The organism is Streptomyces sp. NPDC020379, from assembly GCF_044387105.1.
Lineage (GTDB): Bacteria > Actinomycetota > Actinomycetes > Streptomycetales > Streptomycetaceae > Streptomyces.
The window spans coordinates 1-24,017 of sequence record NZ_JBIRVR010000034.1; the positions used below are offsets into that span (position 1 = coordinate 1).

Below are 24,017 nucleotides of genomic sequence, written 5' to 3' on the forward strand. Positions count from 1 at the left end.
GGGACATCTACGACCCGGTCGCCAACATCGTCGCCTCCTGCAACTACGCCGCCAAGACCTACGGCTCCATGGACAACGTCAACTCCGCATACTGACCCACAGCGGCAAGGCGTAGAACCGAAGGGCGGCAGCACCACTTGGTGCTGCCGCCCTTCGATGTGTGGCCCTGCTCGCGCGGCGGTGTGTTGGTCCAGACCTATTGACGCCTCAACGGCCCCGCCCTACCTTCTCGGCAAGCCGGGATGCGGGCGCGACGTGCGGTCGCCCGTGGCCGGTCCCGGGAGGGAGTCCCTCGTGAGGCGTCGCCTTTCGTGTCTGCTGGGGGCCGCCCTGGCCCTGGCCTTCGTCGCGCAAGTGCCCGTCGCCGGGGCGGTGGGCGCGCCGCGGGACGACACATGCGCCGTCAAGCCGAGACCGGCGGGCAAGGTTCTTCAGGGGTACTGGGAGAATTGGGACGGCGCCGTGAACGGTGTCCATCCACCCCTCGGCTGGATCCCGGTCACCGATGCCCGTATTCAGGGTCACGGTTACAACGTCCTCAACACCGCGTTCCCTGTCATCCGTTCCGACGGCACCGCCGTGTGGGAGGACGGAATGGACGCGACCGTGAAAGTCGCGACCCCCGCCGAGATGTGTCAGGCGAAGGCGGCCGGTGCCACGATCCTGATGTCCATCGGCGGCGCGGCCGCCGGAATCGACCTCGGTTCCAGCGCGGTCGCCGACCGGTTCGTCGAGACGGTGGTGCCGATCCTGAAGGCGTACAACTTCGACGGCATCGACATCGACATCGAGACCGGCCTGACGGGCAGTGGCGACATCACCAGCCCGTCGGCGTCCCAGACCAATCTCATGCGCATCATCGACGGCATTCTCGACCGGATGCCCGCCGGCTTCGGCCTGACGATGGCGCCCGAGACCGCCTATGTCACCGGAGGCAGCGTGACATACGGCTCGATATGGGGCGCATACCTGCCGATCGTGAAGAAATACGTTGACAACGGCCGACTCTGGTGGCTGAACATGCAGTACTACAACGGCAACATGTACGGCTGCTCCGGAGATTCGTACTCCGCCGGGACCGTCGAGGGATTCACCGCGCAGACGGACTGCCTGGACAAGGGGCTTGTCGTGCAGGGCACCACCATCAAGGTGCCTTATGACAAGCAGGTCCCCGGATTGCCCGCTCAACCCGGCGCGGGCGGCGGCTATATGTCCCCGGATCAGGTCTCGCAGGTCTGGACCAATTACGGCGGCGCATTGAAAGGCGCGATGACCTGGTCCCTCAATTGGGACGGCTCGCGAGGGTGGTCGTTCGGTGACAACGTGAAGGCGCTGCAAGGCCGCTGAAGCGGGTCACGGCGGGTGCCGTACGGGCCGGTGGATCAGGTGTCCGATCCGTGATCCGAGCGCATGTCCACGGTCGCGTAAATCTGTGCGAAGATCCCCTTTCCCTGGTCCGCCCGGACCGGGGTCAAAGGGGAAACACGTGAAAGCAAACACGCTGAGAATCGCCGTCGGCGCGGTATTGGCAGCGACCGTCACGACGGTGCTCCTGCCCTCGGGCGCGGACGCGAGCGAGGCGAAGTCCGCGGACAGCAAGACCGTCAAGTCCTTCGGCCGCGTCGCCGACGCCGTACTGGAAGAGCGTACGGCCGCGCTTCTGGACAACCGCTCCACGCGGCGAATAGCGGCCCCGTCGCTCCGCGACGGCAATGTGAGCGTCTCGTCCGGTCTGGCCCGCAGTGAGGACAGCGCGCTGTCCTCACTGCGCACCCGCAAGGCGAAGCTCGCCTCCCTGGGTGAGGCGTACACCGGTTCCGACACCCAGGTGTCCGTGGACAGGACCCAGGTCAAGAACGGGCGCGCCACCGTCGAGGTCACCGAGACCACGACGCTGACGTACAAGAAGGTCCGTGGTGACGAGCCCACGACGACGGGCTTCAAGGCCCACCACGAGCTCAGCTTCTCCGGCAACAAGAAGGGGAAGTGGGAGCTGACGGCCATCAGGCCCACGGACGGGGGCCCCCGGGCGATCAACGAGCCCCGCACCGCGGTCGCCGCGGACACCGGGGTCGCCCCCACCGGGACCCCCGCCGACATCTCGTGGCCCGCCCCGTCGAAGCCGAAGAAGATGACCGGCACCGGTTACAACTACGCGGCCATGGCGGCCTACGCGGAGAAGTACTGGCGGAACTACAACCCGGACTACCGGCAGTTCAACGACGCCGGCGGCGACTGCACCAACTTCATCAGCCAGTCCCTCAAGGCCGGCGGCTGGAAGAACGTGCCCGGTTCGTATTCCGACTACCACAACTGGTCGTACGGGCCGTCCGGGCAGACGGATTCCTGGGTGGGTGCCAACGAGTGGGCGTGGTTCACGCTGTCGTCCAAGCGGGCGTCCAACCTCGCCAACGTCTATCAGATGGATGTCGGCGACATCCTGCAGATGGACTTCGACGGCGACGGGTCCAAGGACCACTCGATGATCGTCACTTACCGGAGCCGGATGGGCGTCCCGTATCTGACGTACCACTCCACGAATACCTACCGAAAGTCGGTGGCGAGCATCATCGCCTCCAACCCGGACGCGGTCTACTACGCCTACCGCACCTGAGGAACCGATGGGCCCCGGCCACGGACCGGGGCCCATCGCGCGGCGGATCTCAGTGTCCCAGCCGCGAGAGCGCCTGCTCGGGATAGCGCGTTCCCGACACGGAGCCGTCCGGCACCGCTCGCCGCAGCAGTTCGGTCTGCTCGGCGGTCAGGGAGATCTCGGCCGCCGCGGAATTCTCGGCGAGATAGCGGCGCTTCTTGGTGCCGGGGATCGGGACGATGTCGTCGCCCTGCGCCAGAAGCCATGCCAGCGCGGCCTGCGCGGGGGAGCATTCCAGCTGTGCCGCGACACCGCGCACGGCGTCCACGAGCGCGAGATTGCCGGCGAGATTCTTCTCCGCGAAACGTGGCCAGCGCCTTCGGTTGTCCCCCTCGGCGAGATCGTCGCGCGAGGTGACGGATCCGGTCAGCATGGCGCGCCCCAGCGGTGAATACGCCACGACGCCGATTCCCAGCTCCCGGCACACTGCCAGCATTTCCCCCTCCACGACATCGCGCGTGAAGAGCGAGTACTCCAACTGCACCGCGCTGATGGGATGTACGGCGTGCGCGCGGCGAAGCGTCCGCGGGCTGACCTCGCTGAGCCCGAGGAAGCGCACGTCACCCGCCTCGACCAGCGCGGCCATCGCACCGACGGTCTCCTCCACGGGGACCTCGGGATCACGGCGGTGCGCGTAGTAGAGATCGATGTGATCGGTGCCGAGACGGCGGAGCGAGGCGTGACACGCGGGCCCGACGTACGCCGCCGAGGTGTCGACGTCGTCCACCCGCCCTGTCGCCGCGTCGTGCCGCAGGCCGAACTTCGTCGCCAGCACCACCTTCTCGCGGCCGCCGGGCCGCTCGCGGAGCCAGCGCCCCAGCAACTCCTCGTTCGCACCGCGCCCGTAGGCGTCCGCGGTGTCCAGCAGGGTGACCCCCGACTCGGCGGCGAGGTCGAGCGTGCGCAGCGACTCGGCGTCGTCCGGAACGCCGTAGGCGACCGACATCCCCATGCAGCCGAGACCGATGGCCGATACCTCCGGGCCCTGCCTCCCCAGCACGCGACGCCTCATCCGCTGTTCTCCCCCTCGGCTCGTGGCTCCCGGGAAGCCTGCCCCTTTTCCCGGCCCGCCGCGACCTCTCGATCTCGCTTCCGGGGCGTCGCTGCCCGCCCCTTCCGGGTCCGGAGCCGGCTGAGCGTCGCACAACCGCCCGGACCATGGCGGTCGTGGGACTCCGCCCCGGCCGACCTCGGCCCCGAGCCGTTCGCCAGGTGGCCGCGCCTGGCCCGGAATCCTGGAGGAGCGCCCTTGAGAGGCCCTCAGCGATCCGTCGGCGCAAGGAAGCCGGGGACCTTGAGCTCGGCCATCCGGCCGTCGGGGTGGTGCCGGACGACGCCTTCGTACCCGAGCGGGGCGAGGCGTCCGGCGCGGATCTCCAGCAGGCTCCGCCGGGACGGTGCCTCTCGTGTTCCGCCCGGGGGAACCGGGCGCATCTGAGTAGGGCGCTGAGTACGAACGCTCAGGGCGCAGCCGGGCCGCGCGGGGATGCTGGGTTCATGATCACATCCGCCCCCGCCGGCCCGCCGCAGCCGCCCGCCCCCGTCCCCTTCCCGCCGTACCCGCCGCACCCTCCCGTGCGGGCGCGCGACCGCAGGATCGTCGTGGCCGCCGTCGTCGCGGCGCTGGTCCTCCTCCTGGCGGGCGGCAGCGCGGCCGCGTGGTGGCTGACCCGCGGCGAGGACGGTTCCCCGTTCGCCGGGCGGCCCCGGGTGACGGACGGCGCGGCGGGGATCTCGTACGCGATACCCGAGGGCTGGGAGACCAGCCGGAAGCGCCTGATCGATGCCTTCACCTCGTCGATCGGGACGAAGCGCGCCGAGGGCACGGGCGGCGTCGTGCTCGCCGGCAAGGCCGGGGACGTCCCGGAGCAGGGCCTGAAGCGGACGGCGGAGCGAGCGGCCCGGTCGAACGCCGAGTTCTTCTACCCGGACGGCGGCTCCACCCTCGAGGAGACCAGGCCGACGACCGTGAGCGGCCGCCCCGCGCACACGGTGGCCCTGAGGGTGAACGACGGCAAAGGCGCCACCGTCCACCTCCGCATGACCGTCATCGCGGCACACGAAGGGCGCGGGGCCTTCCTCCTCGGCATCACCCAGTCGGCCGACCCGGCCGCACGTCAGGAGATCGACGCGGTGCTGGCGAGCGCCTCGGTGACCTGAGCCGACCGGACGCGCCGGTCCCGCACAGCCCGGCAGCGGACCGTACGGTGGCCGTACCCCGTTCCATGGAGGAGCCGCTGCCATGACGGTTTCCGTCGTCCTGTTCACCTCGGACCTCCGGCTGCACGATCACCCGCCCCTGCGCGCGGCCCTGGCGGGCGCGGACGAGGTCGTGCCGCTGTTCGTCCGCGACGACGCCCTCGCCGCCACCGGATTCGCCGCGCCCAACCGGCTCGCCTTCCTGGCCGATTGCCTGGCCGATCTCGACGCGGGGCTGCGCGCGCGGGGTGGCCGCCTGGTGGTGCGCTCGGGCGACGTGGCCGGCCAGGTGCGCGCGGTCGCCGCCGAGGCCGGCGCCCGGGAAGTGCACATGGCGGCCGGCGTCAGCGGTTTCGCCCAGCGCCGCGAGCGGCGCCTGCGCGCTGCGCTCCGGGCGGACGGCCGCCACCTGCGCGTCCACGACGCCGTGAGCACCGCGCTGCCGCCCGGCGCCGTGACACCGGCGGGCTCGGACCACTACGCGGTGTTCACCCCGTACTTCCGCCGCTGGTCGCAGGAGCGGCCGCGCGACGTCATGCGCGCCCCACGCGCCGTACGCGTCCCGGACGGCATCGGCTCCGAACCGCTCCCCGCGCGCGAGCACATCGGCGGCGTGTCACCGGGCCTCGCGACCGGCGGCGAGAGCGAGGGCCGAAGACGCTGGACGGCCTGGAAGCGCCGCGGGCTCGCCGCCTACGAGGACCGCCACGACGACCTGCCGGGCGACGCCACCTCCCGGCTCTCCCCGCACCTGCACTTCGGCACGCTCTCGCCCGTCGAACTCGCCCACAGCGCACGGGCGTCGGACGGGCCCGGCGCCGCGGCCTTCGTCCGGCAGCTGTGCTGGCGCGACTTCCACCACCAGGTCCTCGCGGCCCGCCCCGACGCGGCCACGGCCGACTACCGCACCCGGCACGACCACTGGCGCACCGCGAGCTCCGCGCGGGAGGAGATCACGGCGTGGCAGGAGGGGCGCACCGGCTACCCCGTCGTCGACGCGGCGATGCGCCAGCTGCGCCACGAGGGCTGGATGCACAACCGCGGCCGCCTGCTGACCGCGAGCTTCCTCACCAAGACGCTGTACGTCGACTGGCGTGTCGGCGCCCGCCACTTCCTGACCTGGCTGGTCGACGGCGACGTGGCCGACAACCAGCTCAACTGGCAATGGGTGGCGGGCACCGGCACCGACACCCGCCCCAACCGGGTCCTCAACCCCGTCGTCCAGGGCAGACGCTTCGACCCGGACGGCGCGTACGTACGCCGCTGGGTGCCCGAACTCGCCGGGATCGACGGGTCCGCCGTGCACGAACCGTGGAAGCTGTCGGCGGCGGAACGGGCCCGGTACGACTACCCTGAGCCGCTCGTCGGCCTCGCCGACGGCCTGGCCCGCTTCCAGCGGGCCCGCGGGCGGTGAGGCGGTCTCTCCGTGCGGCACCCGGCGACCGGTGCGAAGGTTGAGGCACCCGACGGAAAGGCACCGCGCCCATGCCCGCACCACCACCGCGACCCGGACAGCTGTGCCTGGTCACCGGAGTGACCGGATACATCGGCGGGCGGCTCGTGCCCGAACTGCTGCGCGCCGGCCACCGTGTGCGATGCCTGGTCCGCGACCCGGGGCGGGTGCGCGATCAGCCCTGGGCGGCCGACGTGGAGGTGGTCCAGGCGGACGTGACCCGCCCCGGCACCCTGCCGAAAGCCTTCGAGGAGGTGGAGGTCGCCTACTACCTCGTCCACGCGCTCGGCACCGGCCGGGACTTCGAGGAGACCGACCGGCGCGCCGCCCGCGCCTTCGCCCGGGCGGCCGAGGCCGCGGGCACCCGCCGCATCGTCTATCTCGGCGGCCTGGCCCCGGCGGGCGTCCCCGAGGCGGACCTCTCCCCGCACCTGCGCTCCCGCGCCGAGGTCGGCCGCATCCTGCTGGCCAGTGGGGTGCCGACCGCCCACCTGCGGGCCGCGGTGATCATCGGCTCCGGCTCCGCCTCCTTCGAGATGCTGCGTTACCTCACCGAACGCCTGCCCGTCATGGTCACGCCCCGCTGGGTGCACACCCGCATCCAGCCGATCGCGGTCCGCGACGTCCTGCGCTACCTCGTCGGCGCGGCCGGCCTCCCCCCGGACGTCAACCGCGACTTCGGTATCGGCGGGCCCGATGTGCTGACCTACCGGCAGATGATGCAGCGGTACGCGGCCGCGGCCCGGCTGCCGCACCGGGCCGTCATCCCCGTACCCGTGCTCTCCCCGGCCCTGTCCAGCTACTGGGTGGGGCTGGTCACCCCCGTGCCGCACACCATCGCCCGCCCGCTGGTGGAATCCCTGCGCCACGAGGTGGTCTGCGGCGAGCATGACATCGCCGCGTACGTCCCCGACCCGCCCCAGGGCCTGACCGGCTTCGACGGGGCCGTACGCCTCGCCCTCCAGCGCATCAAGGACGCGGACGTGAGCACCCGGTGGTCGTCCGCCGCCCTGCCGGGCGCGCCCAGCGACCCGCTGCCCTCCGATCCCGACTGGTCCGGCGGCAGCCTCTACCAGGACCGGCGCGGCCTGCGCGTCGCCGCGGACGCGGCCACGCTGTGGGAGGTGATCGAAGGCATCGGCGGGGAGAACGGCTGGTACTCCTTCCCTCTCGCCTGGGCCGCCCGGGGCTGGGCGGACCGCCTCCTGGGCGGCGTCGGCCTCCGCCGGGGCCGCCGCGACCCCCGGCGGCTGCGGGCCGGCGACGCGCTCGACTTCTGGCGCGTCGAGGACATCGTCCCGGGCAGGCTGCTGAGACTACGGGCCGAGATGCTGCTGCCCGGCCGCGCCTGGCTGGAACTCACCGCCACCCCCGACGGCCCCCACCGCGCCCGCTACGAACAGCGCGCCTTCTTCCACCCCCACGGCCTGGCGGGGCACGCCTACTGGCACTCGATCGCCCCCTTCCACACCCTCGTCTTCGGCGGCATGGCCCGCAACATCGCCCACCGGGCGGAGTCCCTGGCGGGCGCTACGGCTGAGGAACCGCCCCGCGACCGTCGCGCGGCCAGGAGCCGTCCGGGCCGGGGGTGACGTGGGCGGCCTTCCAACGGGTGACGATCTCGGTGCGGGGACCCACGAGCTCGCTCTCGAGGTACTCCTGGAGGCCCGGCAGGCACAGCCTCTTGCCGCTGTGGAGCCGGACCTCGAGGTGGTAATAGGCGCGTTGGGTGCCGCCGCCGTGCTTCCTGATGTGGATGCCGGCGATGCTCAGCCAGGGGATGGACCGGCGACGGAGGATACCGCGGGTGCGGATGCCCTCGGGCGTGGTCCACGTGCGCCAGATCACGGCGAGGGAGTAAAGGGGAGCGAGTGTGAGCAGCATCATCCCGAGCCCGAGCATAAGGTCCGGGCTCGGGTAGTTGGCGACGCTGGTCTCGCGGAGGCTGCCGTCGAAATGGCGCACGTAGTGCGCCCACCCGGGACCGAAGGTCACCCGGAGCAGGCAGAGAAGCCCGCAGAGGGTCATGAGGGCGCACCCGGTCCACTGGCCCTTGCTGACGGCGATCCGGTATTCGTGCACATCCACGGCGGGAGCCTATACCACGGATATAGCAGCCTTTGTTCCGGTATTGCTCAGGCATTCCTGACGACGCCGGACTTGAGCCGCATGGCACCGAACCCGTCGATCTTGCAGTCGACGCCGCCGACGAGCCGGATGTTGCGCACCGTGGTACCGGCCTTGATCCCGCCCGGGCCGCCCTTGACCTTCAATCCCCACTCCCGGCCTCCTCGGCCGCGGGCGACCACTCGTGCCCGCACTCGGGACAGATCAGGAGGGTGCGAGTGAGCGAGCGCGGCCGCCCGACGTGCGCTCACTCGTAGACGGTGGCCGCTTGCAGGGCCCGCGCCAGGAAGGTCCAGTCGCCACCTTCCGGAAGCTCCTTGCCGAAGTTGCTGTACCAGCCACTGGAATCACTGGTCCAAGCGGCGAGCGCCTGGAGGAACCGGTCGAGAGTGCCGTTCTCCCAGGCGTGACCACGTCGCAGGTAGTCCTCATGGAGGCCGCGGATGAAGGCGGCGAGCTCTTCGCGGCTGCGGATCTCATCGTCGGGAGTCAGTGGCATGAGCAGGAACGTAGCGTGCGGCCGGGGTGAGAGCCACCTGCTTTCACGGGACGGCCTCCGGGCCTCGGTAGCGGGGTCAGGTTCTGTGGGTGGCAGTGTCCAGCGTGCCCGTGGGGCCGGGTGAAGGCCCTTCGTCCATCGTCCCGTGGGCGAAGGGCCGTTGGTCAGCGTCCGGCGCGGCAGCCGCCGTTGGCCGGGTTCGCCAGGGAGGGGATGGCGTCGATCGCGTTCTCCCAGGACGATGGCGGGAGGTCGACGCGCACGATTGGCCCACCAAATTCAGACAGAGGCCATGTATGAGCCGGAATATGAGCATGCCAGGCATACGATCCGGCGGTCCGTCGACGGTCACGTCCGAAGCGCGTGGGCCCGCCCGTCCGCCGGAGCCGGCTGATGCGGGGCGCGGGACGCCGGCAGTTCCCGGCACCGCCCGATGGGGGAGAAGAGGAGGATCAGCGCCGCGAGCGGGACTCCCGCCGTGGTGACCCACATCGCCGCGCGGATGCCGAGCGCCGTGCCGAGCGTGCCGCCGAGCAGCGCTCCGAGAGGGATCGTTCCGTAATTGAGGAACGCGCTGGTCGCGGTGAGGCGGCCGAGGAGCCGGGGCGGGCAGTAGCGCTGCTGGAAGCTCGCCTTGACGACGTTTCCGGCCACGACACCGGCCGAGACGCAGAAGCCGCCCGCCACGTACAACCAGACTCCCGCTCCGCTGGTGGCCAGCGGGATGAGCAGGGCGAACGTCGGCAGTCCCAGCTCGAAGAGCAGCGTCGCGCGGGCCGTGCCGACCCGTCCGGCGACCCGGCGCGCGGCGAAGGCGCCGACGACGCCTCCCGTCCCGGCGGCCGCGATGAGCGCGCCGACCACCCCCGGTTCCAGTCCGACGCTCCGTACGAGGAAGACGACCAGGATCGACTGGTATCCCATGAGGGCCAGGTTGGAGGCCGCGCCGAAGAGCGTCAGCGTGCGGAGCCAGGGGTCACCCGCGACCAGCCGCAGCCCCTGACCCACCTCGCCGATCAGACCGCCCGGGCGACGCGCGGCCCGCGTGCCGCGTGGCTCGCGGTGCCGGATTCTCGACAGGCACAGGAACGACACGAGAAACGTGGCAGCGTTCGCGAACATCCCGTTCACCGCCCCCGCCGCCTGCGCGATCAGGCCCCCGGATCCGAGCCCGGCGATCTGCGCGGCGGACGCGCTGCCGTGCAGTTTGGCGTTGCCCTCGGGCTGATCCTCCGGTTCCAGGATGCTGGGGAGGTAAGCGCTGTAGGCGGTCTGGAAGAACACCGCGGCCGTACCCGTCAGCAGCGCGACGGCCAGCAGCAGGCCGATGCTCAGCAGACCGGCCCGGGCGGCGACCGGGACGGCGGCGAACAGTACGAGGGAGACCGCCGCGGCGGCCAGCATGATCGGCCTGCGCCGCATCCGGTCCACCCAGACACCGACCGGCAGGCCGATGACCAGCCAGGGGAGCCAGGAAGCCGCCGTCAGCAGGGAAACCTCGAACGTGCCCGCACGCAGGGTGGATACGGCGACCAGTGGCATCGCCACCCCTGTGACGGACGCACCGAACTTCCCGGCGGTCTCCCCGCACCACAACAGCCGGAAGTCGCGATGGCGGCCCAGCAGGCCGCCCCGTATGCCCCGGCTCATGAGGTGCCACGTCTCCTGCGGGGAAAGGACTGTAGTTGCACGACGACGGGCAGCGCGTCCGGATCCGGTGCGACCCGGGTATGCCGGTCGATCACGGCGGCCAACTCGGCGTTCAGTGCCGCCAGTTGATCCGGTGTCATTCGCAACTCCGACCAGTCCGCGATGGTCCCCGCGCCGCGCCAGCTGTCGTCCCATTCCTCGCTGAGGTAATTCGTGACGCGCCCGGCGTACTGCTGCACGAGTTCGTGCAGATAGACCGAGAGGGCGCCGCGAGTGCCGGGATCGTCGCGGAAGTCGGTGGTGTTGAGCTCGTTCGCCACTCCGGCCGTTCGCCACCAGCGCTCGCGCTTGGTGCCCCGCCCGGTCTCCTCCTCGATGAAGCCGTGCCCGGCGAGGTGCCGCAGATGCCAGCTGACGGTGCCGGTGTTCTCCCCGAGTCGCTCACTGAGTCCGGTGGCGGTGGCGGGTCCGTCCAGACGCAGCAGTTCGAAGATACGCATCCGCAACGGATGAGCCAGCCCCCGCAGGCTGCGCGCGTCCATGCGGCGGGTGGGTCTGGGGCAGGGAGCTGACGTGCTCTCAGGTTCGTCGGGCATGGTGACACGGTATGTTGCAGAGGATCCTCTGCATAGAGTTCTCCGCAAGGAGGTTCCCTGGCGGCCCGGCCCTGTGAGCGATCTTCGCCCCGTAGATTGGCCGGATGACGGAAGGTATGAAGACCGCGGCCATATCCCGGCCTCGGCGGCAGCGGAAGCGCGGGCGGCACGCCGCCCCGAAGCCGGGCGCGGGTGGCTTGACGCGCTCCTCCATGCTGATGGCAGGGGGGACCGTGGTGTCCCGGGCGACGGGACTGATCAGACAGGTGCTCCAGACGGCCGCGCTGGGCACCGGCCTGCTCGCTACCACCTACAACCAGGCCAACACCGTACCCACCAGCCTGTACTTCCTGTTCATCGGCGGAGCCCTGAACTCCGTGCTCGTGCCGCAGCTGACCCGGGCCAGGGCGGAACACCCCGACGGCGGGCTCGCCTTCGAGCAGCGGCTGGTCACCCTCGTCCTCTGTGTGCTGGGCCTCGGCACAGCCTTGGCCGTATGGGCCGCCCCGCAGATCGTCAGCCTCTATCAGAGCGATACACCGGACAGTCACGCGGCGTTCGAGCTGACCGTGACGTTCGCCCGCTTCCTGCTGCCGCAGATCTTCTTCTACGGGCTGTTCAGCATCCTGGGACAGGTGCTCAACGCCCGGAACAGGTTCGGGGCGATGATGTGGACGCCCGTCCTCAACAACCTCGTCCTGATCACGATGTTCGGGATCTATGTGGGACTCATGACCGTCCCCGGGCGCGTGCAGGACATCAGCGGGACCCAGGTGACGTTGCTGGGCGCCGGCACCACCCTGGCCCTGGCGGTCCAGGCGCTCGCCCTGATCCCCTTCGTCCGCGCCTCCGGCTTCCGCTTCCGGCCCCGCTTCGACTGGCGGGGGACGGGCCTGCGCAAGAGCGTCGGCTCCGCCCGCTGGACACTGCTGTTCGTGCTGACCAACCTGGCCGCCGGCGCCGTGGTGACCCGCTATGCCTCGGCCGCGGACCAGGCCCTGCCGCAGGGCGGCGTGGGCTTCACCGCCTACTCCAACGCGCAGACGATCTGGATGCTGCCCCAAGCGGTGGTCACGGTCTCGCTGGTCACAGCCCTGCTGCCCAGGATGAGCCGGGCCGTCGCCGAGCAGCGCCTGGACGACGTACGCGGCGACCTTTCGCGCGCACTGCGGATCAGCGGCGTCGTCATCGTCCCCGCCGCTTTCTTCTTCCTCGCCTTCGGGCCGCAGACCGCACAGTTGCTGTTCGCCCACGGCGCCGCCGACCCCGGGTCCACCCGGCCGCTGGGCCACATGCTCCAGGCGTTCGGGCTCGGCCTGATCCCCTTCTCGGCGCAGTACCTTCTCCTGCGCGGCTTCTATGCCTTCGACGACACCCGTACGCCCTTCCTGACGGCCGTGTGGATCGGCGCCGTCAACGTCGCCCTCGCCACTGGGTGCCACCTGCTGCTCCCCGCGCGCTGGGCGGTGACAGGGATGGCCGCGGCGTATGCCGTCTCCTATGCCGTCGGCCTGCTCATCACCGCCCTGAAGCTGCGGCGCCGACTCGAAGGCCGACTGGACGGCAAGCGCCTGTGCCGCACTTACGGCAAACTGACGGCCTCCGCCGTGTCGGCCGGTGTGCTCGGCTGGTCCGTCGCCCGCCTGTGTTCCATGAACCTGACCTCGGCGACTTGGGCTCCGGCCACATCCGTGGTCACGGGCGGCCTCACGATGGCGCTGCTGTTCCTGCTGCTCGCCCGCGCCCTGAAGGTCGGCGAACTGCGCCGCCTGCCGGGTATGAGGTGACCTCTTCGGATTCGGCCGGCCGGGGGCGACTCACACCCAGTCGTTCTCCGGAACAGCCGCCCGGAGCGCCGCGCCTCCGCCCTTCAGCAGCGGGAGGCCATGGGCCACACACACCGTCTCCACGTCCAGCGCGGCCAGCCGCCGGAAGGCGGCGACGGCCTCCGCCCTGTCCACGTTGAACGGGCCGAGGACCGCCCGGCCCTCGACGGTGGCGATGGTGTCGCCGGGGAACAGCACGCCGCTGGACGTGAGATGGAGCGCTATGGCCCCCGGCGTGTGGCCGGGCGCGTGCAGGACGCGGACGGGTTCGGCCCAGCCGTCGAGGGTGTCGCCGTCGTGCAGTTCGACATCCACCGGTACGTGCTCCAGCGGAGGCAGGCCCGCGTCGGCGAGGCCGGCTGTCACCCGCTCATGAAGGCCGCGTTCCGCGGCGGTGAACACCGGCTCGGGGCCGGGTGTGGCGCCGCTGATGAACGGGGCGTCCCCCGCACCGGCCAGGACGCGGGCACCGGTGGCCGCGACGAGATCCGCGGCGGAGCCGATGTGGTCGAGGTGGAAGTGGGTCAGGACGATCTGCCGTACGTCCTGAGGGCGGCAGCCGAGCCGTCCCAGGGCGTCCAGGATCGCCGGTGCGGACCCCGGCACACCGGTGTCGATCAGGGCGTATCCGTCCGCCAGCCGGACGACGTGAACGTGCCCGACGGGGAAGGGCAACTGCCAGACAGCAGAGGTGATCTGAACAGGTTCCATACCGCGACGCTAAACGGTGGCCGTCGCAGCGGTCGCCGGTTTGCGCTGCGGGCGGATTACGCTCACAGCGCGGCGGCCCGGCCCCGCACCAGGAGGTTCTGCGTGCCGGCCCCGATCGCCAGGTACGCGTACAACGACGCGGCCCCCAGCACCCCGGTCCCGGCCGCGCGATCGATCCACAGGCCCAGCGCGAAGTGCGCGCACACCGAGGCCAGCCACAGCGCGGTGGTGGCCGCCGTACCCTTGCGCAGCACCTCGCCCTGGGGGCCGCGCCAGACCCGTACGGTCCGCGACCTGGCCGCGCCCATGCCCGCCGCGACGGCCAGGCTCGCCACCAGGAGGACGACGGGGAGCGTGGTCAGCGGCCGGTCCTTGACGACCGAGGCGATGCCGAAGGCGATCCCCGCGACGCCCAGCACACCGAAGACCGCCGGCGTGATCAGCGAGCCGTAGCGCCGCACCGGGCGGGTGCGCAGCTGTTGCCGTATCACGAGCCCGACGACCAGCGCCGCTGGGACGAGAGCGGTCCCGTTGTCCGTACTCTGCATGCCGAACCCCCGTTTGCGGCGCCGCATTCGGACGCCAGTGCCTCAACCGCCCATTGTGTGCGGACGTCCGGGGCATCACTCAGCAGGGGTGGCTCCTCACGCCGCGGCGCCGCGGGACATGGACAAGGAAGGCCCGGCAGGCCGAAAATCCTCTCCATGACCACACCTGACTTCCGTACGCGCGTGACCCGGCCCTCCGAGGCCGAGAAGAATCAGGCGCTGGTCGTGCTGAGGGACGGAGCCGTCGACGGCAGGCTCTCCCATGACACCTTCATGCGCCGCATGAACATCGTTCTGACGGCCCGCAGCCGGGCGGACATCGACCACGCCATGGCGGACCTCCGGACGCACGGACGGCTCTCGGAGTTCATCGTGCGCACGGTGAACCGCGTGGCCACACTGACCGTGCGAATACGCCGGGCCTGGTACGGTGCGCGGCTGCCGGGGCTGCGGCTTCCCGAGCCCGGCGCGGAGCCGCTGAGCATCGGCCGCGCCCCGCTGTCCGGCCTCCGCTTCGACGACGACTCGGTCTCCCGGCGGCACGCCGAACTGACGTATGCGGACGGCCACTGGCGCTTGTCCGACCAAGGCTCCCGCAACGGCACGTACGTCAACGGCCTGCGCATCGCCGGCACGGTACGCGTCCACCCGGGCGACCACGTCGCGTTCGGGAACCTCCACTTCCGCCTGTCGGTGTGAGCGGGCCGGACGGTCGCGGCCGGTTTCGCCGCACGGGCGCTGACGACAGTGCGACCGGCCGCGAGCCGTCGGGTGGCGGGCCTCAGGCTCTGCGCTAGCTGTCCGTCGGGCCGCCCCAGCCGCCTTGGTGAGGCAGGTGGTCAGGCGGAGAGAGCGCAGAGTGCCGTGACGACGCGTCGCATGGACGCCCGCTGTTCGGCGGCCGGGCAGGTCACCTCGGACTCTTCCCCCGCTCCACCGTTGATACGTACTCAGACTGCCGACGGGACGGGCGGCCGACTGCCTTCCTCGTAGGGGAAGCGGGCGAGCGGCGCCGCGCGCTGGAAGAAGGTCTTGGCACGGGTCATCGCCCGTTCGTCGTCCCGCACCTGGCCGGGCCGGGAGCCGTTGCCGAGCAGCACCCCTCCGAACCGCATACGCACATACGCCGCCGAGTTGTTGAGGGTGGTCACCAGCCCGTCGGCGACGGCTTCGTCGTCGTGCGCCATGACCGTCACGGCCCACAGCGTCCGGCCCGCCATCCGCTCCTTGAAGTCCGAGCCGGGCGCGGTCAGCCAGCCCGACCAGTAGTCGAGGTAGCGCTTGGTGTGGGCGTAGACGGTGTACCAGTAGAGGGGCGTGACGAGGACGATATCGGTGGCCTCCTCCGTGGCCCGCCGCACTATCTCCTCGTTCTCCCCGCCCGGCCAGGCACGGGTGTCGTGGCGCCCGTCCTGGAAGTCGGGCAGGGGCAGTCGGGTCAGGTCCAGCCACCGCTGGGGCACATCGGCGGGCAGGTGCCCGGCGGCGGCACGAGCGAGCGTCTCGGTGTTGCCGTCGGGGCGGGAGCTGCCGAGGACGAAGAGGAACGAGCGGCCGGCCGCCGCCTCGTCGCGCGGAACGACAGGACGCGGAACGACAGGAGAGGTCATGGGAGTCACTCCAGCGGTGATGTACGGGCCCGCCCACAGCGACGGCGCGGGCGGTGTGCGCGGAATGTTCGCTCACGGGGCGACGTTAGGGCTTCGCATCAATGGCAAGGTCAACGTCGGACGGGGGCGCGTCACATGCTGATCGGGGAGTTGTCCCGGCGTACCGGGGTCAGCCCGCGGTTGCTGCGGTACTACGAGACACAGGGGTTGCTCAGGGCCGGGCGTGGCCCGAACGGATACCGCGTGTACGAGGAGCGGACGGTGGTCACCGTCCGGCAGGTGCGCGCCTTGCTGGACGCGGGCCTGTCCACCGAGGTGATCCGCTCGGTGCTGCCGTGCGCCCGGGGCGAGCAGCCGGAATTCGCCCGGTGCGCGGACGTGCGGGACATCCTGGGCCGGGAGCTGGCGGCCACGGACGAGCGCCTCGACGGGCTCCGCCGCAGCCGCGACACCCTCGCCGGCTTCCTGGCGCAGGTCCAGCCCTGATCCACCGGGCGGCTCCTTTATCCGGAGGACGAGCTACGCGCGGGCTGTTATGTTGTCGGGGTTCGTGGTGTTGCGGATCGAGGACGGAAAGGGAGGTGGGGCACATGACCGCGTTCAAGGCCACTGCGGCGAGCAGCGCCCGGGCCGCCGGCACGTCCCGGGCGACGGCCTGACCCCGTCGTTCCCCGCCTCGCTGAGAGCGTGAGCCCGCGAGGCGTTCCTCATCCGGACCTCTCCATGAAACGGATCATCGTCCCGTCATGCGTACACGCGACCACTGGATCACCCGCGCCGAGACCGGCGCCGACATCCCCGCCATCCGTGACATCGTCCTCGCGGCCTTCGAGACACCGCTGGAGGCCGACCTCGTCGACGCGCTGCGCGCCGGCCCCGCCTGGATCGACGGCTTGTCCGTCGTCAGCGCGGCCGGGAGCGGCGAGCTCGTCGGCCATGCCCTCCTGACCCGCTGCCACATCGGTGACACCCCGGCCCTGTGCCTGGCTCCCGTCTCCGTGCGGCCCGAGTACCAAAGGAGCGGCGCTGGCTCGGCCGCGATCCGGGCCGCCCTGGCGGCGGCGAAGGACCTGGGCGAGCGTTACGTCGTCGTACTCGGACATCCGGCGTACTACCCGCGGTTCGGCTTCACCCGCGCCTCCACCTACGGCATCGGCCTGAGCATCGATGTCCCGGACGAGGCCCTGATGGCCATGGCACTGGACGAGGCCCACCCGCTGCCGAGCGGTACCGTCCGCTACGCGGCCCCCTTCGGGATCTGACGCGGCATCCGGCGTGACGTCGTGCGAGGGGCGCCCGCCTCTCGCACGGCTCGTCCGAGTGGGCCGGTGATTCACACCTCCGGGGCAGGGAAGGCGTCGCGAGGCGTCGATGTCCGGCGATGCCGGGGAGGTAGCACCCATGCCCGATGTATCGATCGCGAACCACGCGTTCACCCCCGCTGAGCTTCCCGTCCTGGCGGGGGAGACGGTCACCTGGACCAACGGTGAGGACGGTGTGCCGCACACGGTGACCTCGGACACCGGCCTGTGGGATTCGGGGGAGATCGAGGCGGGGGCCTCCTTCTCACGGATGTTCTCGGCCCCGGGCATGTTCCGGTACCACTGCGGCCTCCACCCGGAGATGACGGGTGCCATCCTCGTCACCTGAGGCCCGGAAACCCGTGGGCCCGGAAACCCGGTGGAGGCGCCGCGCGGGTGCGGTTATCGTCGGGCACCATGCGGATCCTGGTGCTGGGCGGAACGTCATTCGTGGGCCGGACGATCGTCGAGGACGCCCTGGGGCAGGGCGTCGACGTGACCCTGTTCAACCGGGGCAGGACCGGTACCGGTCTCTTCCCGGACGTGCCGCGCCTTGTCGGCGACCGGCAGACCGGCGACTACGCCGCGCTGAGCGACGGAAGCTGGGACGCGGTCGTCGATGTGAGCGGGTACGTACCGCGTCACGTCGGGCAGGCGATGGAGGCCCTCGGCGAGCGGTGCGGACGGTATCTCTTCGTCTCCAGTCACGCGGTGTACGCGCGGACGGGCGTCGGACCGGGTTCCGACGAGGACACCCCGCGCAGGCCGCCGGTCCGTGACACCGAGGAACTGACCGAGGCCACCTACGGTCCCCTCAAGGTGGCGTGCGAGGACGACGTGCTGGCCCGGTACGGCGCGCGGGCCACGATCGTGCGCCCGGGGAAGGTCGCCGGGCCGTACGACACGTCGGACACCTTCCTGTACTGGGCGCGCCGGGCGGCGCGTGGCGGCCGGGTGGCCCTGCCGGGGCGTCCCGAGCAGCCGTCGCAGGTCGTCGACTCGCGTGATGTGGCCCGGCTGGTGGTGCGGCTGCTGCTCGACGACCGGCCGGGCGCCTTCCACGCCGTGGGCCCGGCCGATCCGGTCACCCTCGGTGGGCTGATCGAGACCTGCGCGCGGGTGGCGGGCAGCGAGGTCGAGATCGTGCCCGTGGACCCCGCGTCCGCGCCGCCGGCGTTCCCGCTGGTACGGCCGGACTGGTCCACCCAGCAGCGCAGCGCGGCGCGCGCCCGGGCCGCGGGCCTGCCCGCGACCTCGCTGCCGGTGACGGTGGCCGACGTGCTGGCCTGGGACCGCGGCCGCGGCGAACCCCCGCTGAGATGCGGCCTGTCCGCGGCGGACGAGGAGAGGCTGCTCGCCGGAGCATGACCGGTGGGCGTGACCGGTGGGCGGGGCCCGCCAAGGTCTCATCCCTGTCTCGGCGCGAAGGGTCGGCTGGCCGACCGGCGGCACCGATCACTACGCTCTGTGGCGGCACCGCGCCAACGGCCTGGCGGACATGACGTGGACGGGGGTTTCCATGCGCTACCTGGTACGCGATCGCGTGCTGGCCTTTCATGAAGAAGCCTGGATCGAGACCGAACACCGCGAGAAGATCTACAAGGTCAACAGGAAGCTGTTCCGGCTGCGCACCACCTTCACCTTCGTGGACACCCAGGGCAGGGAGGCGGCCAGCATCGTCAAGAAGGCGTTCACCCTTCACCACACGATCCTGGTCAAGCGGGACGGCTGGCTGGACGCGCGGATCAGCAAGCGGGCGTTCAGCCTGTTCGGGGACCGCTTCAAGGTGACGCTGCACGACGGGCGGCGGCTGCGGATCGTCGGCAGCTTCTGGGACCGGGAGTTCGACATCCAGCACGAGGGCACCACGCTCGCGCACGTCTCCCGGCGCTGGTTCAGCATGCGGGACGCCTACGCGGTCGATGTGCTGGACCCCGAGGACGAAATACTGATGATCATCCTCGCGGTGTGCGTGGACCACACCCTCCACGACCGCAAGCGGGAGCAACTGGCCCACCGCTGAGGCGGATCGGCCTACTCGGCGTCGCGGGCGGCGCCGCCCGCCGCTCCCGGGGCCGGGCTCAGGATCAGCGGCAGATACACGTCGTCGACGATCTCCATGATGATCCGGTCGTCGATGGGCGCGCCGAACAGCAGGAACTCGTTGCGCAGCAGATCCGTCGCGACCGTGGCCCGCCGGGAGTCCAGGATCCAGGGCTCGACCTCGCCGCGCGCCACGGCCCGCGCCAGGATGACGCGGGTCGTGACCGGGCCGCCGTTGTGGACCTGCTCGCGGATGAGGCGGGCGAATTCGGGGTCGCTCGTCATCTCGGAGAGCAGGCCGCGCAGGATGCCGCCGAAGGGGCTGGCCATCTGCGCTGCCATCTGCCGCAGCAGGCCGATCACATCCGTGCGCAGCGCGCCGGTGTCGGGGAGTTCGAGGTCGGCGAGGGTGCGGAGTCTGCAGGCGTCCAGGACCAGTTCGGCCCGGCCGGCCCAGCGGCGGTAGAGGGCGGCCTTGCTGGTGCGGGCGCGGGAGGCCACCCGGTCCATGGTCAGCGCGGCGTACCCCACCTCGCCGAGTTCCTCCAGGACCGCCGTCAGAATGGCCTTTTCCAGTTCCGCGCCCCGCCGACGAGGGCCTTTGCGGTGGTCGGCGGCCGGTTCGAGGGCTTGGCCGGCGTTCGGTGACAGCGTGGGCTCCTGAAAGCTCGTCGAGAGTCGTTGCCTTCCTCGTGGGGACACCTTAGCCTCCAATTAGAGAACTGACCGTTCTTTAACCGTCAGAGAGCTCGAGGGGATCGATGACCGAGACTGCCGCGAAGCTCAAGACCGAGGACGCCCCCGCCTTTCCCGACGACCGCACCTGTCCGTACCACCTGCCCGACTCCTACACCAGCTGGCGGGACGAGCCCGGCCCGCTGCGCAGGGTGACCCTCTACGACGGCCGCCGGGCGTGGCTGGTGACCAAGCACGAGGCCGCGCGAAAACTGCTGGCCGACCCCCGGCTGTCCTCCGACCGCACCCACCCCGGCTTCCCCGCCGCCACGCCGCGCATCGCGACGTTCCGGGACAGCCGCCCGGCCTTCATCGGCCTGGACCCGCCGGAGCACGGCTCCGTGCGGCGGATGACGATCAGCGAGTTCACCGTGAAGCGCATCAAGGGCATGCGCGCGGAGATCGAGCGGATCGTGCACGGCTTCATCGACGAACTGCTGGCCGCGGGCCCGCCCGCCGACCTGGTCAGCACCTTCGCGCTGCCGGTGCCCTCCATGGTGATCTGCCGGCTGCTCGGCGTGCCCTACGCCGACCACGACTTCTTCCAGGACGCCAGCAGGCGGCTGGTGCAGGCGTCGGACCCGTCGGACACCATCGCCGCGCGCGAGGAACTGAAGGGCTATCTGGACGGACTGGTCTCCCGGTTGCAGGCGCGGCCCGGCCCCGGCCTGCTCGGCAGCCTCGTCTCCGGACAGCTGGCCGCCGGGGAGATCGACCGCGAGGAACTGGTCGTCAACGCGATGCTGTTGCTCGTCGCCGGCCACGAGACCACCGCCTCCATGACCTCGCTCGGCGTGATCACCCTGCTGGAGCACCCGGACCAGCTCGCCGCCCTGCGCGCCGACCCCGGGCTCGCTCCCGGCGCGGTCGAGGAACTGCTGCGCTACCTCGCCATCGCCGACCTCGCGGGCGCCCGCGTCGCGACGGCCGACATCGAGATCGACGGGCAGGTCATCCGGGCCGGTGAGGGCGTGCTGGTCGCCAACTCCATCGCCAACCGCGACGGTTCGGTCTTTGCGGACCCGGACACCTTCGACGTACGCCGCTCCGCCCGCCACCACATCGCCTTCGGCTACGGAGTGCACCAGTGCCTCGGCCAGAACCTGGCCCGCCTGGAGCTCGAAGTGATCATCACGGCGCTCTTCGACCGCATCCCGACGCTGCGCCTGGCCGTCCCGGCCGACCGGCTGGTGCTGCGGCCGGGCACGACGATCCAGGGTGTCAACGAACTCCCGGTCACCTGGTGACCGCGGCGAGAGGAGCGACCGTGCGGGTGACCGCCGACCGCAGTGTCTGCATCGGTGCCGGCCTGTGCGCGCTGACCGCGCCCGGCGTCTTCGACCAGGATGACGACGGCCTCGTCACGGTGCTGGACGCCGACCCCGGCGCCGACCAGCAGCCCGCCGCGCGGCAGGCCGGCGGCCTCTGTCCGTCCGGCGCCGTCCGGATCACCGAATAGGCCCACGGCCGGGACCCGGCTCCGCCGTCGGCCGGGTCCCGGCCGCCCGCTACCGCTCCTGCCGCCGGTAGACCGAGCGCAGGAGCTGGTCCTTGGCCGGTCCGGCGGTGTGCCAGCGCACGTGCCATTCGCCGGGCGAGACGACGGTGAAGGTTCCGTCGTAGAGATCCTGGCCGCACGGGTGGCGGGTGGTCCAGGACCCGCCGCGCAGGTCCAGTTCGTGGAAGAACCGCCCGTCGGCGAAGGCCACTTCGGCGGTGCCGTCGGCCCGGGGGAACAGCTTGAGTGTCCGGCCCGCGCGGTTGACCGTGCCGTTCCAGCTCAGCTCGCCGTCCTCGACGTGCAGCAGGGACGCGTCGTCGAGCCACCGGAACTCGGCCGTGCCGCGGAACACCCCGCAGGAGCCGGTCCGCAGATCGACGAGCGTGCGGTCGACCGTCCACCAGCCGGCCAGATAGGCCGCGGCGTCCTGGACGGGCAGCGTGTCCGGCGACCCGGACGGCGGGGGCGAGGGGGCGAGGGAACTCACCCCCTCAGTATGCCGAGCGGCGCCGCGATCGCGAGCACCGGCGTGCGGGCGGGGAGCCGCACGGGGCGGGCTCGGGCGTGTGGGTGACATAACGGAGCGTTCCGGACATGTCTCGATGGTGGCGGGGCGAGCGGGCGCAAGGATCACCGATGGCGGGCCCGCCGGCCAGGACGCCCGCCGCTTCCGCCCGACGCGTGACCCGTCCGGAGGTCGTCATGAACATCCTGCTGCTCGCCGACGCGTTCAGCGGCCTCACCCAGCGCGTCTACGCCGAGCTGGGGGACCACGGGCACGCGGTCGTGGCGGAGCAGGTGGCGCACCGGGCGGAGGTGAGCGGGATCGTGGGGCGGCACCGCCCGGAGCTGATCCTCGCGCCGGCGCTCACGGCGGAGATCCCGCGCGAGGTGCGGTCCGCGTACCCCTGCCTCGTGGTGCACCCCGGCCCGGTCGGCGACCGCGGCCCGTCCTCCCTGGACTGGGCGGTGCACGAGGGGGTGCGGGAGTGGGGCGTCACGGTCTTCCAGGCCGGCGCGGAGCCGGGCGCCTGTGGCGTCTGGGCGTCGGTCACCTGCCCGGTCCCGCCGGTGGCCAAGAGCGATCTCTGCCGCAACGAGATCGCCGACGCCGCACTCGAAGCCGTCCTGCTGGCCGTCGAGCGCTTCGCCACCGGAACGTACGGACCCGTCCCGCAGGAGAACGCGGAGCCCGCGCGCCCGTACTTCCGGCAGGAGCTGCGGCGCATCGACTGGGAGGGTGACCCCACCGAGACCGTGCTGCGCAAGCTGCGCGCCGCGGACTCGAGCCCGGGCGTGCTGGACACCCTGCTCGGCGAGGAGTGGTACCTCCACGGCGGCCACTTCGAGGACAGGCTGACCGGCCGCCCGGGCGAGCTGCTGGCCACCCGGGCGGGCGCCGTCTGCCGGGCGACCGCCGACGGCGCGGTGTGGATCCCGCGGCTGCGGCAGCGCCGCGGACCGGACGAGCCGCCGGGGTTCAAGCTGCCCGCGACGCTGGCACTGGGGCACCGGCTGCCGCGCCTGCCGGAGGCGACGGCCCCGCTCGACCTGGGGGACGACCGCCGCACCTGGACCGACATCCGCTACCGCGAGGAGGGAACGGTCGGCTTCCTGCGGTTCTCCTTCCCCGGCGGCGCGATGAGCACGACGCAGTGCCGCCGGCTGCTCGCCGCCTATCGCTACGCGCGCTCCCGCCCGGTCTCCGTGCTGGTCCTCGGCGGCGGCCGGGACCTCTTCTCCAACGGGATCCACCTGAATGTCATCGAGGCGGCCGCGGACCCGGCGGAGGAGTCCTGGGCCAACATCAACGCCATGGACGACCTGGTCCACGCCGTGCTGACCACCACCGACCGGCTGGTGGTCGCCGCACTGGGCGGCAACGCCGCGGCGGGCGGGGTGATGCTGGCCCTGGCCGCGGACGAGGTCTGGTGCCGGGCCGGTGCCGTGCTCAACCCGCACTACCGGCTGATGGGGCTCTACGGCTCCGAGTTCTGGACGTACTCCCTGCCGCGCCGCGTCGGCGCCGGTACGGCCGAGCGGCTCATGGACGACGCCCTGCCCGTCAGCGCGGTGGCCGCGGAACGGATCGGGCTGGCGGACCGCGTCGTCGACGCGTCCCCCGGGGAGTTCGGCAAGAAGGTGGCCGCACTGGCCGCGCACCTGGCCGCAACGCCCGCGGCCCAGGCCCGGATCGCGGCGAAGAAGGCCGGACGCGAGCAGGACGAGGCGCGAAAGCCACTGGCCGCCTACCGGGAGGAGGAACTGGCCCGGATGCGCGCCGTCCTCTACGACCGGGCCGCGCCCTACCACGCCAGGCGCCGCGCCTTCGTGCGCAAGGAACCGACCGGGGCCAGGGCCCGCACGGTCGGCGTGACGCGCTGAGGGGCATCGTCACCCGGCACCCCCGTGGCCGGTTTTCTCCTGTGCGCCGACTGCTCGCGCGAGTACGTCGACCGGGTCCACGGGGGGAGGGAGGCGGCGGAAAATGCCACGGGAATGACCGGCGGCCGGGGCGGCTGTGCGCCGTCGCACCGGCCTTTGGTCTGAATGGCAACTCCGGTG

Annotated in this window: 26 protein-coding genes and 2 pseudogenes; 16 read left to right on the forward strand and 12 right to left on the reverse strand. The window is 71.6% G+C overall.

The features are described 5' to 3' along the window. The 3 genes and pseudogenes from ACH427_RS30290 to ACH427_RS30300 all read left to right on the forward strand — a co-directional run. Positions 1-95 (forward strand): annotated as a pseudogene (locus tag ACH427_RS30290) (lytic transglycosylase); the annotation flags it as partial. A gap of 199 nt (positions 96-294) precedes the next feature. Further along, on the forward strand, positions 295-1,347 hold the full coding sequence (locus ACH427_RS30295; protein ID WP_398874655.1) for a chitinase: 1,053 nt from the start codon (positions 295-297) through the stop codon (positions 1,345-1,347). 139 nt (positions 1,348-1,486) lie between these two features. After that, complete coding sequence (locus ACH427_RS30300; protein ID WP_398874657.1) at positions 1,487-2,614, forward strand: amidase domain-containing protein; 1,128 nt, start codon at positions 1,487-1,489, stop codon at positions 2,612-2,614. A 49-nt stretch (positions 2,615-2,663) separates the two neighbouring features. Here the strand turns inward: ACH427_RS30300 and ACH427_RS30305 are convergent, their stop codons facing one another. Both ACH427_RS30305 and ACH427_RS30310 read right to left on the reverse strand, forming a co-directional pair. Further along, positions 2,664-3,665, reverse strand: coding sequence for an aldo/keto reductase (locus ACH427_RS30305; protein WP_398874659.1), 1,002 nt, complete (start codon positions 3,663-3,665; stop codon positions 2,664-2,666). A 248-nt stretch (positions 3,666-3,913) separates the two neighbouring features. Continuing rightward, positions 3,914-4,087, reverse strand: coding sequence for a hypothetical protein (locus ACH427_RS30310; RefSeq protein ID WP_398874661.1), 174 nt, complete (start codon positions 4,085-4,087; stop codon positions 3,914-3,916). A gap of 63 nt (positions 4,088-4,150) precedes the next feature. Here ACH427_RS30310 and ACH427_RS30315 point away from each other — a divergent pair, with 63 nt between their 5' ends. The 3 genes from ACH427_RS30315 (at position 4,151) to ACH427_RS30325 (ending at position 7,897) form a co-directional block, all read left to right on the forward strand. Then, entirely contained in the window at positions 4,151-4,813 is a 663-nt protein-coding gene (locus ACH427_RS30315) for a hypothetical protein (protein ID WP_398874664.1), read from the forward strand. 82 nt (positions 4,814-4,895) lie between these two features. After that, on the forward strand, positions 4,896-6,266 hold the full coding sequence (locus ACH427_RS30320) for a cryptochrome/photolyase family protein (RefSeq protein ID WP_398874666.1): 1,371 nt from the start codon (positions 4,896-4,898) through the stop codon (positions 6,264-6,266). A 71-nt stretch (positions 6,267-6,337) separates the two neighbouring features. Continuing rightward, a complete protein-coding gene (locus ACH427_RS30325) occupies positions 6,338-7,897 on the forward strand; it encodes an SDR family oxidoreductase (protein ID WP_398874668.1) in 1,560 nt (519 codons plus the stop codon). Here ACH427_RS30325 and ACH427_RS30330 read toward each other — a convergent pair. The 5 genes and pseudogenes from ACH427_RS30330 to ACH427_RS30350 form a co-directional block, all read right to left on the reverse strand. Next, positions 7,836-8,393, reverse strand: coding sequence for a PH domain-containing protein (locus tag ACH427_RS30330; protein WP_398874670.1), 558 nt, complete (start codon positions 8,391-8,393; stop codon positions 7,836-7,838). The two genes, ACH427_RS30325 and ACH427_RS30330, sit on opposite strands and share 62 nt — an antisense overlap. 47 nt (positions 8,394-8,440) lie before the next feature. Continuing rightward, positions 8,441-8,643, reverse strand: a pseudogene (locus ACH427_RS30335) (PhnA domain-containing protein); the annotation flags it as partial. Between the two features lie 36 nt (positions 8,644-8,679). Then, on the reverse strand, positions 8,680-8,931 hold the full coding sequence (locus tag ACH427_RS30340) for a hypothetical protein (RefSeq protein ID WP_398874672.1): 252 nt from the start codon (positions 8,929-8,931) through the stop codon (positions 8,680-8,682). 348 nt (positions 8,932-9,279) lie between these two features. Continuing rightward, complete coding sequence (locus tag ACH427_RS30345; protein ID WP_398874674.1) at positions 9,280-10,581, reverse strand: MFS transporter; 1,302 nt, start codon at positions 10,579-10,581, stop codon at positions 9,280-9,282. Continuing rightward, positions 10,578-11,177, reverse strand: a complete 600-nt coding sequence (locus ACH427_RS30350) for an ArsR/SmtB family transcription factor (protein ID WP_398874678.1) — start codon at positions 11,175-11,177, stop codon at positions 10,578-10,580. Before ACH427_RS30350 ends, ACH427_RS30345 begins: the two co-directional genes overlap by 4 nt. Positions 11,178-11,281: 104 nt before the next feature. Between ACH427_RS30350 and murJ the strand changes: the two genes are divergently transcribed. Beyond that, positions 11,282-12,964 carry a murein biosynthesis integral membrane protein MurJ gene (gene murJ, locus ACH427_RS30355; protein ID WP_398874680.1) on the forward strand — a complete coding sequence of 561 codons (1,683 nt, stop codon included), beginning with the start codon at positions 11,282-11,284 and terminating at the stop codon, positions 12,962-12,964. 30 nt (positions 12,965-12,994) lie between these two features. On the opposite strand, the gene ACH427_RS30360 is transcribed toward murJ, so the two are convergent. Then, positions 12,995-13,714: an MBL fold metallo-hydrolase gene (locus ACH427_RS30360; RefSeq protein WP_398874682.1), complete on the reverse strand. Its 720-nt coding sequence runs from the start codon at positions 13,712-13,714 to the stop codon at positions 12,995-12,997. A gap of 62 nt (positions 13,715-13,776) precedes the next feature. Further along, positions 13,777-14,262, reverse strand: coding sequence for a hypothetical protein (locus ACH427_RS30365; protein WP_398874684.1), 486 nt, complete (start codon positions 14,260-14,262; stop codon positions 13,777-13,779). A 156-nt stretch (positions 14,263-14,418) separates the two neighbouring features. Here ACH427_RS30365 and ACH427_RS30370 point away from each other — a divergent pair, with 156 nt between their 5' ends. Beyond that, entirely contained in the window at positions 14,419-14,961 is a 543-nt protein-coding gene (locus ACH427_RS30370) for an FHA domain-containing protein (RefSeq protein WP_398874686.1), read from the forward strand. 251 nt (positions 14,962-15,212) lie between these two features. Here ACH427_RS30370 and ACH427_RS30375 read toward each other — a convergent pair whose 3' ends face one another. Beyond that, complete coding sequence (locus tag ACH427_RS30375) at positions 15,213-15,872, reverse strand: flavodoxin family protein (protein WP_398874689.1); 660 nt, start codon at positions 15,870-15,872, stop codon at positions 15,213-15,215. A 135-nt stretch (positions 15,873-16,007) separates the two neighbouring features. On the opposite strand from ACH427_RS30375, the gene ACH427_RS30380 reads away from it, so the two are divergent. The 5 genes from ACH427_RS30380 to ACH427_RS30400 all read left to right on the forward strand — a co-directional run bounded on the left by ACH427_RS30380 (position 16,008) and on the right by ACH427_RS30400 (position 19,196). Next, on the forward strand, positions 16,008-16,358 hold the full coding sequence (locus ACH427_RS30380) for a MerR family transcriptional regulator (RefSeq protein WP_398874691.1): 351 nt from the start codon (positions 16,008-16,010) through the stop codon (positions 16,356-16,358). Between the two features lie 260 nt (positions 16,359-16,618). Continuing rightward, the gene (locus tag ACH427_RS30385; RefSeq protein ID WP_398874693.1) at positions 16,619-17,134 is read left to right on the forward strand and encodes a GNAT family N-acetyltransferase; all 516 of its coding nucleotides are present in this window, start codon (positions 16,619-16,621) and stop codon (positions 17,132-17,134) included. Between the two features lie 139 nt (positions 17,135-17,273). Next, positions 17,274-17,522, forward strand: a complete 249-nt coding sequence (locus ACH427_RS30390; RefSeq protein WP_398874695.1) for a cupredoxin domain-containing protein — start codon at positions 17,274-17,276, stop codon at positions 17,520-17,522. Between the two features lie 68 nt (positions 17,523-17,590). Further along, complete coding sequence (locus ACH427_RS30395; protein ID WP_398874697.1) at positions 17,591-18,541, forward strand: NAD-dependent epimerase/dehydratase family protein; 951 nt, start codon at positions 17,591-17,593, stop codon at positions 18,539-18,541. 151 nt (positions 18,542-18,692) lie between these two features. Beyond that, entirely contained in the window at positions 18,693-19,196 is a 504-nt protein-coding gene (locus tag ACH427_RS30400) for an LURP-one-related/scramblase family protein (protein ID WP_398874699.1), read from the forward strand. Positions 19,197-19,207: 11 nt separating this feature from the next. Here ACH427_RS30400 and ACH427_RS30405 read toward each other — a convergent pair whose 3' ends face one another. Further along, on the reverse strand, positions 19,208-19,918 hold the full coding sequence (locus ACH427_RS30405) for a TetR/AcrR family transcriptional regulator (RefSeq protein ID WP_398874701.1): 711 nt from the start codon (positions 19,916-19,918) through the stop codon (positions 19,208-19,210). Positions 19,919-19,977: 59 nt separating this feature from the next. Between ACH427_RS30405 and ACH427_RS30410 the strand changes: the two genes are divergently transcribed. Both ACH427_RS30410 and ACH427_RS30415 read left to right on the forward strand, forming a co-directional pair. Continuing rightward, a complete protein-coding gene (locus ACH427_RS30410; RefSeq protein ID WP_398874703.1) occupies positions 19,978-21,198 on the forward strand; it encodes a cytochrome P450 in 1,221 nt (406 codons plus the stop codon). Between the two features lie 20 nt (positions 21,199-21,218). Then, on the forward strand, positions 21,219-21,410 hold the full coding sequence (locus ACH427_RS30415; protein WP_398874705.1) for a ferredoxin: 192 nt from the start codon (positions 21,219-21,221) through the stop codon (positions 21,408-21,410). Between the two features lie 49 nt (positions 21,411-21,459). On the opposite strand, the gene ACH427_RS30420 is transcribed toward ACH427_RS30415, so the two are convergent. After that, a complete protein-coding gene (locus tag ACH427_RS30420) occupies positions 21,460-21,939 on the reverse strand; it encodes a DUF6314 family protein (protein ID WP_398874707.1) in 480 nt (159 codons plus the stop codon). Between the two features lie 215 nt (positions 21,940-22,154). Here ACH427_RS30420 and ACH427_RS30425 point away from each other — a divergent pair, with 215 nt between their 5' ends. Then, the gene (locus ACH427_RS30425; protein WP_398874778.1) at positions 22,155-23,837 is read left to right on the forward strand and encodes an enoyl-CoA hydratase-related protein; all 1,683 of its coding nucleotides are present in this window, start codon (positions 22,155-22,157) and stop codon (positions 23,835-23,837) included. Positions 23,838-24,017: the final 180 nt, after the last annotated feature.

What these genes read in the sequence shown, in the direction of transcription:
- ACH427_RS30380 (WP_398874691.1), top strand. Translation starts at nt 16,008, where the DNA reads ATGCTGATCGGGGAGTTGTCCCGGCGTACCGGGGTCAGCCCGCGGTTG.
- ACH427_RS30425 (WP_398874778.1), top strand. Translation starts at nt 22,155, where the DNA reads ATGAACATCCTGCTGCTCGCCGACGCGTTCAGCGGCCTCACCCAGCGC.
- ACH427_RS30350 (WP_398874678.1), bottom strand. Translation starts at nt 11,177, where the DNA reads ATGCCCGACGAACCTGAGAGCACGTCAGCTCCCTGCCCCAGACCCACC.
- ACH427_RS30400 (WP_398874699.1), top strand. Translation starts at nt 18,693, where the DNA reads ATGCGCTACCTGGTACGCGATCGCGTGCTGGCCTTTCATGAAGAAGCC.
- ACH427_RS30315 (WP_398874664.1), top strand. Translation starts at nt 4,151, where the DNA reads ATGATCACATCCGCCCCCGCCGGCCCGCCGCAGCCGCCCGCCCCCGTC.
- ACH427_RS30360 (WP_398874682.1), bottom strand. Translation starts at nt 13,714, where the DNA reads ATGGAACCTGTTCAGATCACCTCTGCTGTCTGGCAGTTGCCCTTCCCC.
- ACH427_RS30345 (WP_398874674.1), bottom strand. Translation starts at nt 10,581, where the DNA reads ATGAGCCGGGGCATACGGGGCGGCCTGCTGGGCCGCCATCGCGACTTC.
- ACH427_RS30340 (WP_398874672.1), bottom strand. Translation starts at nt 8,931, where the DNA reads ATGCCACTGACTCCCGACGATGAGATCCGCAGCCGCGAAGAGCTCGCC.
- ACH427_RS30370 (WP_398874686.1), top strand. Translation starts at nt 14,419, where the DNA reads ATGACCACACCTGACTTCCGTACGCGCGTGACCCGGCCCTCCGAGGCC.
- ACH427_RS30320 (WP_398874666.1), top strand. Translation starts at nt 4,896, where the DNA reads ATGACGGTTTCCGTCGTCCTGTTCACCTCGGACCTCCGGCTGCACGAT.
- ACH427_RS30310 (WP_398874661.1), bottom strand. Translation starts at nt 4,087, where the DNA reads ATGCGCCCGGTTCCCCCGGGCGGAACACGAGAGGCACCGTCCCGGCGG.
- ACH427_RS30365 (WP_398874684.1), bottom strand. Translation starts at nt 14,262, where the DNA reads ATGCAGAGTACGGACAACGGGACCGCTCTCGTCCCAGCGGCGCTGGTC.
- ACH427_RS30325 (WP_398874668.1), top strand. Translation starts at nt 6,338, where the DNA reads ATGCCCGCACCACCACCGCGACCCGGACAGCTGTGCCTGGTCACCGGA.
- ACH427_RS30305 (WP_398874659.1), bottom strand. Translation starts at nt 3,665, where the DNA reads ATGAGGCGTCGCGTGCTGGGGAGGCAGGGCCCGGAGGTATCGGCCATC.
- ACH427_RS30390 (WP_398874695.1), top strand. Translation starts at nt 17,274, where the DNA reads ATGCCCGATGTATCGATCGCGAACCACGCGTTCACCCCCGCTGAGCTT.
- ACH427_RS30385 (WP_398874693.1), top strand. Translation starts at nt 16,619, where the DNA reads ATGCGTACACGCGACCACTGGATCACCCGCGCCGAGACCGGCGCCGAC.
- ACH427_RS30375 (WP_398874689.1), bottom strand. Translation starts at nt 15,872, where the DNA reads ATGACCTCTCCTGTCGTTCCGCGTCCTGTCGTTCCGCGCGACGAGGCG.
- ACH427_RS30410 (WP_398874703.1), top strand. Translation starts at nt 19,978, where the DNA reads ATGACCGAGACTGCCGCGAAGCTCAAGACCGAGGACGCCCCCGCCTTT.
- ACH427_RS30395 (WP_398874697.1), top strand. Translation starts at nt 17,591, where the DNA reads ATGCGGATCCTGGTGCTGGGCGGAACGTCATTCGTGGGCCGGACGATC.
- murJ (WP_398874680.1), top strand. Translation starts at nt 11,282, where the DNA reads ATGACGGAAGGTATGAAGACCGCGGCCATATCCCGGCCTCGGCGGCAG.